This window comes from Chthoniobacter sp., assembly GCF_040003245.1.
Lineage (GTDB): Bacteria > Verrucomicrobiota > Verrucomicrobiia > Chthoniobacterales > Chthoniobacteraceae > Chthoniobacter.
In genome coordinates this window covers 1-5715 of sequence record NZ_JBDUCX010000338.1, presented here as the reverse complement: position 1 = coordinate 5715, position 5715 = coordinate 1, and the positions used below count along the sequence as shown (strand labels likewise).

The 5715-nt window shown below is 58.1% G+C and carries 3 protein-coding genes and 2 pseudogenes; 3 read left to right on the top strand and 2 right to left on the bottom strand.

Features of this window, described 5'->3' with window-relative positions:
• Positions 1-197: pseudogene (locus tag ABJF10_RS28825) on the bottom strand (hypothetical protein); the annotation flags it as partial.
• 250 nt (positions 198-447) lie between these two features.
• Here ABJF10_RS28825 and ABJF10_RS28820 point away from each other — a divergent pair.
• Together ABJF10_RS28820 and ABJF10_RS28815 are read left to right on the top strand one after the other, a co-directional pair.
• Complete coding sequence (locus tag ABJF10_RS28820; protein ID WP_348548057.1) at positions 448-2268, top strand: RNA-directed DNA polymerase; 1821 nt, start codon at positions 448-450, stop codon at positions 2266-2268.
• A gap of 124 nt (positions 2269-2392) precedes the next feature.
• Positions 2393-3241, top strand: coding sequence for a hypothetical protein (locus tag ABJF10_RS28815; RefSeq protein ID WP_348548056.1), 849 nt, complete (start codon positions 2393-2395; stop codon positions 3239-3241).
• A gap of 496 nt (positions 3242-3737) precedes the next feature.
• Here the strand turns inward: ABJF10_RS28815 and ABJF10_RS28810 are convergent.
• A protein-coding gene (locus tag ABJF10_RS28810; RefSeq protein WP_348548058.1) for an IS3 family transposase occupies positions 3738-4906 on the bottom strand; the annotation gives its coding sequence in 2 pieces (ribosomal slippage) (positions 3738-4642 and positions 4642-4906; 1170 coding nt in all).
• A 540-nt stretch (positions 4907-5446) separates the two neighbouring features.
• Between ABJF10_RS28810 and ABJF10_RS28805 the strand changes: the two are divergent.
• Positions 5447-5715, top strand: a pseudogene (locus ABJF10_RS28805) (hypothetical protein); the annotation flags it as partial.

Below are 5715 nucleotides of genomic sequence, written 5' to 3'. Positions count from 1 at the left end.
AGCGGCGAAGGGAGCGTGGGTGTTGCGCGATCGAGGCTCTCGGCGGAGGGCGCGCTCGGGGCGGGCGGCGACGCGCTGGCGGTGACCGCCGGAGCAGGTGGTGCGCCGACGGGAGCGGCGCCCGATGCGGACGGAACGACAGACGTGATGCAGAGCGTGGCGTTGGGCGACGCGTCGGGTGCGGCGGTTCGGGGCATTGAGCAATTCAGGCTCGACGCCGCGAAAAACCAGAGGCCGCCCTGGAGTACGTTGCGAAGGGGCATCACTTGCTTGCCGGAATCTATCATCGCAGCCCATATACGATCCGAACGATGCGCACCGCTCGGCCGCGATCCGCTCCCAAACGCACCGTTCTCCTGCTGGCGCCATGTTAGCTCCCGGCGGTGAGCTTTGACGACGAGGGCCACAGGCTCAAGACGTTGCTGGACCTACGGATACACCGAGTCGATGCCGCACGTGCAAGAAAAATCTGCTTCCCTGTTGTTTCTCCTCGCTGTACGGTGCGTGCCGTACACCCTCAGCACCAAGGATTGCAGCACATTGTCACACAGCGGATCGAAGGATGTCGATTGGTCCAGCGTTCTCGCTTGGCTCAAGGAGGATGTCAGAGACGACTTCTTCCCAGATCCCGTTCGCTATCTCGACATTTTTGAGGGATCGGAAGCGTATCTTTCACAAAATCCGCAACAACTTGACCAGTTTAACAGGACACCTTTCCAGCGATTGAAGGTGCCCAAACAGAACTTCTTAACTCGTGATGCCGTTCTACTTCCGATAGATTTTCGGATTCCATACATGGCGACGCTTTTTGAGCTGTTCCCAGTACTGGCTCCGACCATGAGCAAGCAGTGCTATTCCTATAACCAATCTCACGTCTCGCCGCACAAACCACGCGAGTACCCATTCCCAATTATCAAGACCCTCGATGCTTGGTCCGACTTCGAAAACAACTGTCGAATGGCTACATTTGGCGAATATGTCAACGCAGGCAAGTGGGTGGTCGTCGCAGACCTTGCAAACTATTACGAACATATAACAGTTAACGATCTTATTCGAGCACTGGTCGACTTATTACCTAGCTCGTCTTCGACTGAGTTTGCACCGTGCCTTGAATCGCTCAGGAAGATGCTGCTTTGGTGCTCGGGCACTGGAAGCGGTAGTGGCATACCTCAAAACTACGACCCCAGTTCGTTCATGGGCAGCTTACTCTTGACCGCCGTGGATCGAGAGATGTCAAATATCCCCGGGATTTTTTTCGCCCGGTATGTCGATGACATGCGAATTGTGGCCGATTCGCGTGGTGACGCGCTTGACGCATTGCATCGACTTCAGACGATATGCAAGCTCCGTGGATTTTTCCTAAACTCTGCTAAATCGAAGCTTCTTGAACCGGGCACTGACGAGTACGGGGCATTCTTTGCAGCCGACCACGAGAAGCGCTTGCAAGAGATCGAGACCGTTCTCGACACAGAACACGTGGCCACTATACAAAAGATAATACCGGGTATTGTTCGGGGGATGAAGGAGTCCAATAAAGACGGCAACGACCGCATGGCTCGAGCTTACGCGGGTCGATTGCTCGAAGCTGGCTCTTTCAAAGAAATGCGGGAGCGGTGTTTTTCGCCGCTTCGCGAGTTTGCGTTGCAACAATTTCTGCAAAGCCCCGGCGGGGCAGACAAGTGGTGTCGATTCTTGTCGGCAGATGTCAATGAAGACGTTCAACGCGAACTCTGCAAGATGCTATCCAGCCATGATCACAATCGCTACGAATGGGTAAACATGCATGCCGTAATTACATTGTCGCGCATCGAAAACAACGTCTTACCAACAACAATTGACGCTTTGCGCCGGTTTGCATTTAACAGTCACTCCCCAGCGCCTGTTCGATGCTGGGCCACAGTTGCACTTGGCAAGTACTGCGACAACGTGGACCGACGAAGCATCATTTCCGAATTCTTTGGCACGGATGCCCCTTTCATGCTCCGGCGAGCGGCAGTCATCGCGACCCAGGAACTGCCTGCGTCGAGTCGCGACTCGGACTGGAGACGAGCTAGTGATGGGGATCGCAGCGTCCAGACATTGACGAACTTTCTCATGTCGAGGAAGCAACCTTTATATGACGTCTACTCTCCACAAGTGCGAATTGGAGTCACCGAGCCAAAAGACCCCATAGCGAACGAGGAAGTGGAATCAGGATATGGTCTGATCGATGGGAGTCCCAGACGGTTCCGCAGGGCCCATCGAAAAGACACCGGCTACGACGATTGAGTTATGCGCATTATGCCCGCGTCCGAGTACATAGTCCGACGACAGTTGCATCTTTATCGTTTATACTTGAGAACGATGATCACCCAAATCGAATGCCCGACGCTTAAATCGCTGGAGACAACTCATGAGTAACACGACTATCGAAACCGAGCACGCTACAGTCTGCACCCTTCTGAGCCTACGCGCAAAGTCGTGGTGGCGAACATCACTATCGCTTAAGGGCCTAAGTTTCGTCGTTGTGGCAGTCTCCTTGGTGCCCAATTTTCCGGCGGTACCCGTTCCATTCGTCGTTGTCGCCATTGCCATACTCGCCGAGTTAGCTAGTCAAAAAATGGAGATCATCAAGGGCGATGCTGAAATGGTCAGACGAAGCGTCGATTGGCTCGAATCGCTTGGCTGGCCCGTATCCAATCGAGATTATCCCGATATGCTGGTTCGCTATGATGACATACTCAAAGAAGCCTCTATGCTGGCAGCCACTGCCGAGCCATACTTTGCGAGTTTGGAGGTGCCCAGCTCAAAGCGACTGCTCGAAAACGTGATGGAATCAGCTTGGTGGAGCAAGCACCTCTGCCAGCGCATGGTCCGCTACTGTCAAATATTCGCCGCGTTTGCGATCGGAGGATCTTTTATACTGTTGACAATTGCTCTCATAGGTGTTGATTCTAACAAAGTGCGGGTTGGCGTAGCGCGTGTGGTTGCGTCCTTGCTAACGCTCGTTCTGTCGTTCGGTCTTGTGAATTTGATTCGGGGCTATTCCAGGTTCGCGCGCAAGGCAGAAGATGTCGAAGTAAAAGCAGAAGTGCTCTTGAATTCTGGTTGCGGCGAGATCGACGCCATCAAACTGATGCAGGCTTATCATCTCGCTCGTGCCGGCGCGCCTATAATTCCAGATTCTGTGTGGAGACGGATGCGACCGGCGCTCAACGAGCTGTGGAAGAAAAAGCGACGACTAAGACCCGAATCTTCATAGCCGGGTCGAGCACTTGCGATGGGCGTGTGGAATGCGTCCGGCGAGCCGCCGCGTCACGCAGCGCTCGGGCTGTCTGGATTTATGCGATTTGGAACGACCGCCAACACGATGGGAAACAAGAGAGTAGCGGTTGTGCCCTCTTAGTGCTGCATCATACGAAGCGGGCCCTTATCAGCATAGTTGCATGCCAGGTCCTGTCAGCTTTAATATGAACAGACGATGACGAGGCAACCCTCGAGGCAGTGCTTTCAGTCGCCCAAACCGGTGGTCTCTTCGCACCACTCGTTGCGAAAATCAAAATGCTCTTCGACACAGCCTTGGTCCAGCTGTCGCCCACATTCGACGCGATGTATTGCGTTGGGACTAGCCTCGATCCCGCCGGAGTGGCTGCTAAAAGCAAGTCTGTTGACGGCTCTCTGTCTCTATAAGTGACAGGCCAGCACCCGACTAATCGCACACCTGATCTGATCCTCCCCCGGTTCGGTGGACAGTCTCACTATGCAGCAATTGCCGCCGTCTGTGATCTCAATTCAAACTCAATCGGACTGACGTAGCCGAGGTGCGAGTGCCGCCGCTCGGTGTTGTAGAATCTCTCGATGTAGTCGCCGATCGACGCGACGGCCGCGGTCCGCGTCGCGTAGCGCTCGTGATCGACCAGCTCGCCCTTCAGGCTGGCAAAGAAGCTCTCGGCGACGGCGTTGTCCCAGCAATCTCCGGTGCGGCTCATGCTGGCGGTGATGCCGCGATCACGCAAGGCTTTGCGGTAATCCTCGCTCGCGTAGGGGCTTCCACGGTCCGAGTGGTGCATCAGGCCGGTTCGTGGTCGACGGGCGCGGAGAGCTTGATACAGAGCGTCAAGGGCGAGGAAACGGTCGTTGGTGTTGCTGGTGGCCCAGCCGACGACGCGGCGCGAGAACAGGTCGATCATCGCCGCGAGGTAGAGCCACCCCTCGGCGGTGAAGATGTACGTCACGTCGGTCACCCAGACCTTGTTCGGGGCTTCTTGAACGAAGTTTCTCTCGAGCAGGTTGGGTGCGATCGGGCCGTCATGGTTCGAGTCGGTGGTGCGACGAAATCGACGTTTTCGCTGTGCCGCGAGGCCTTTTTCGCGCATCAAACGCGCAACGCGCTTCTTGCCGACGCGCCGTCCCTTCGCGCGCAGACCGGCGTGGACACGAGGGCTCCCATAGGTGCTACGGCTACGACGGTGAATGGCCACGATCTCCACGCCGAGCTGCTCGTCGGCCCTGGCCCTCGCCGACGCGGGGCGCCCCTTCCACGCGTAATAGCCGCTCCGCGAGACGTCCAGCGCCGCGCACAGGACGGCGAGGGGGTACTTGGCCTTCTCCGCGTCGATGAGCTCGAACCTCACCGGCTCTCCCTCGCGAAGAAGGCCGCCGCTTTTTTCAGGATTTCTCGCTCCATTTCAAGCCGCTTGTTCTCCCGCCGAAGCCGTACCAGCTCCTCGCGCTCCGCCGTCGTCAGCGCGCCCGGCGGCCCCTTGCCGGCGTCGATCGCCGCGAGCTTGGTCCAGTTCCGCAGCGCCGTCTCCGGCAGGTCCAGGGCCTTCGCGACCTCGCCGATGCTGCGATCCCCGACGTGGACCAAGCGCACCGCTTCGGCCTTGTACTCGGGCGTGAACGACCTTCGTTTCCTTCGTGCCATCGACAACTCCTGGCGCATTATCGCCATACTCGGGGTGTCCATGGAAGCGGGGGATGATCAATCGGCGTTGCGTATAATCTTGTTCGGATAGCAACATTGCTCTCGGAGGCGGCATGAAGCCGCCGCAGCGGGACCGGGTAACGCGGCCGTCAACACCCGCCTGGCGGACCGAGGGCGCCGGAACGTTTACCAGGAGCAATGCCTGGATGACTTTCTCGGTCGCGCCCATGGAGCCGCCACTCGCGGAGATAGGTTGGCGACCGGATCCCGACGGAAATCTCGGGTCGCGCAGGTTTGGGTTGCCAGGTTTTTCAGCAGTTTGCTCGACTACCGCGGGCACCAGCCGGCCAGAATCCTCCACCGCGCGCGTGGGCAATCCCAAATTCGCTCCCCGGCGATACCCCCGGCAGGTTCTGAGCAAGAATCTAGCTACCGCTGCCCCAATGCTGCACGCCCGCCAAAAAAGTGCTTTCTCGCGGCCCACCTTTCTCGTAGCCTCCCGTGCACATGCGCAAGTCAAAGCCCACCGGAGAACCTCAAGTGACTGAAGATTCAAAAGAAAACGCCGCCTCCGCCCCGAAGCCCTACCTCCCCGGCGCCGATCCCTTGGCGGTCGCGCCCCCGGCCGTCGCCGGCACCGCCGCCGCCCTCGCCGCCTTCGTTCCGGTCGCTGCAACCTACGATGCCGTCCTCGCCAAGGGCCTCGTCGAGGCCTATCGCCCGCGCCTCGCGGCGATCCCATCCGACCGGATCATCACGCCGCGCCTCGACGTGGACGCAGCGGCCCGCGCCCTCCTCTCCGTTCACGC

Excerpts from the sequence above, each read along its gene's own strand:
- ABJF10_RS28820 (WP_348548057.1), top strand. The coding sequence starts at position 448 with ATGCCGCACGTGCAAGAAAAATCTGCTTCCCTGTTGTTTCTCCTCGCT.
- ABJF10_RS28815 (WP_348548056.1), top strand. The coding sequence starts at position 2,393 with ATGAGTAACACGACTATCGAAACCGAGCACGCTACAGTCTGCACCCTT.